The following is a 2,192-nucleotide window of genomic DNA, read 5'->3' on the forward strand; positions in this document are numbered from 1 at the left end:
TGACCGGATACGCTTTCACAAAACTCCAGCTCATGATGCCCCGGCCTTTGAGGTCGAGCAGGTTAAGCGAGATGTTCTTGGCCTGTATGGGTTTTCCCAGCCCGGAATCCAGCGTGGTCTGCACCCAGCGATCNAGATCGGACTGGGCATCGACGATGCCGCGCTTGAGCACCAGGTTGGGGTAACTGGCGGTGCCGGGCAGCCGATACTTGAAGCGGTTTTCACCACCGCTGACGACTTCCTCGATGGCGATTTCCTTGCTCAGTCCAGACGCTGTCTGAAACGCTGCGTCGACGGCGCAACTGTCGCCGTCGACCCTGACGCTGAAATAGAACCCGCTCAGAGGATAGTCGATGCTCATGGTGAAAACCGCCTGTAGAGAAACTGCCTCTTAAAAGACTGCCGCCTGGCTCCGACTTACTTGCCGTTAGTCACGATCAACTGCTCGTGGGCGATTTCCAGCGTATCGACGGCCACCTCATTGCCATCCGATTTCAGGTCGGTGCCGGTGATCTTGGTCGGCCACGCCTGATTCAACTGCCATTGCATGGTGACCTTGCCCGACTCGTCGAGCAGCTTGATGAGAACGGTGCGACGAGTGATGGTGTTCATCTTGATCTCGTCCATCCACTTCCAGAAATTGTTGTCGTTGACGAACACGCCCCGCTTCATGGTGACGTTGCCGTACTTGGCAATGCCGGGCATCTTGATGGTCGAGAACAAGGCGCTGTTGCTATGGCGGTATTCGATGATTTGAACTTCCTTGTCCATCCCCGAGACTTCCTGAAACGCCACGCCCTTGAGTTGCGATCCGAGGTCCACCTCGAACCTGAATTTCGGCATTGGCCAAGTTGAACCTTCGGTCTTACCAGTATCTGTCGGCATAATCAGTCCTTGCGAATAAATGAATGCGTCACGTTTGTCTTAGATGTTTTCACTGGCGGCGCAGGCCTGCCACATCATCCCGATACGGCTTGCTGCTGCTGGAAGGTGATCTCGATGAATTCGGCCGGATGCACCACGGCCACCTTGACCGTGACCCGCATATAGCCGTTCAGGATGTCGTCGGCCGTCATGGTCGAACCGAGGCCGCAACTGACGCTGAAGGCATCCGATGGGCTTGCCCCCTGCAGGCCGCCCTGCTTCCAGACATCGGTCAGGAAGCTGCTGATCATGCTGGTGACGGCGGACCAGGTATTGATGTCATTGGCCTCGAACACATAATTGCGCGCCGCCAGTTTGACCGACTGTTCCAGGTAGGTCATCGTGCGGCGTACCGACACATAGCGCCAGTCCTGGCTGTTGCCGTCGAGCGTGCGCGCGCCCCAGATCAGGATACCCTGGCCGTTGAAGAAGCGAATGGCATTGATGGACTTGCCCGAGACCGCATCCACATTCAGATTGGCCTGTTGCGCATCCGACAGGCGGATCGGCAGGCTGACTGCGCCCACGATGCTGGTGTTGGCCGGGGCGTTCCAGACATCGCTCAGATTATCGTTGACCGTGTAGACGCCTGCCATCGCCCCGCTGGGCGGCAGGATGTTGGCGTACTCCAGCACATGATTGATGATTTGCTGGTAGGTCGGGCTGGCAATGAGCAGTGCCGCCTGCAACTGGCTGTTGCTCATCGGATTGGCCGGCGGCGTCTGGATTGCGCTCAGAATCTGCGCCACGGTGGCATTCGGTGCCGAGGGCGGATTGATGATGTTGCCGAGCTGCTTGATGTCACCGCCAAACAGATTGGTGAAATCAATGTCGGCATTCTGCATGATGGTGGTGCCAATGAACGGATAGTACGTCACGCCATACTTCAATCCATTATTGCCGGTGCTGTTGCGGAAGTTCTGGATGTCATTGGTGTACATCACAGGGTCCGGGTCCATGCCGCCGATCACGTCGAAGATACAGACGACGGTCTGCATTTCTTCTGCCTGCTCCAGAGCGGCCTGCATCAGTGTCGCGTTGTCGGCCGGCGCCAGCAGGGTTGCCTCCGGAAAGATGTACATGGTCGGCTCGACTTCGTTTTTCAGCAAAGCCAGCCCGGCGGTCAGGTCATTGAGCTGCACATTCGGGTTGACCGCGCGCACGCTGGGATCGGTCAGCGAGGTCTTGCTGGGCGGCCCATAAGGGCCGACTGCCACGATGTAGGCATCGCCGCCACCGTTCTGATAGAACAGCTGATGCTGTGTACA

At 57.6% G+C, this 2,192-nt stretch carries 3 protein-coding genes; all 3 read right to left on the reverse strand.

The annotated features are described in order from the left end of the window. The coding region (locus I5W_RS02790; protein ID WP_044528092.1) for a phage tail protein at positions 1-361 on the reverse strand (361 nt) is incomplete at its 3' end. 56 nt (positions 362-417) lie between these two features. After that, on the reverse strand, positions 418-843 hold the full coding sequence (locus I5W_RS02795; RefSeq protein WP_199901693.1) for a phage tail protein: 426 nt from the start codon (positions 841-843) through the stop codon (positions 418-420). A 116-nt stretch (positions 844-959) separates the two neighbouring features. Beyond that, a partial coding sequence (locus tag I5W_RS02800) for a phage tail sheath family protein (RefSeq protein ID WP_044528093.1) occupies positions 960-2,192 on the reverse strand: 1,233 nt, incomplete at its 5' end.

Source organism: Herbaspirillum sp. B65, assembly GCF_000333555.1.
Lineage (GTDB): Bacteria > Pseudomonadota > Gammaproteobacteria > Burkholderiales > Burkholderiaceae_D > Herbaspirillum > Herbaspirillum rubrisubalbicans.

Excerpts from the sequence above, each read along its gene's own strand:
- I5W_RS02795 (WP_199901693.1), bottom strand. The coding sequence starts at position 843 with ATGCCGAAATTCAGGTTCGAGGTGGACCTCGGATCGCAACTCAAGGGC.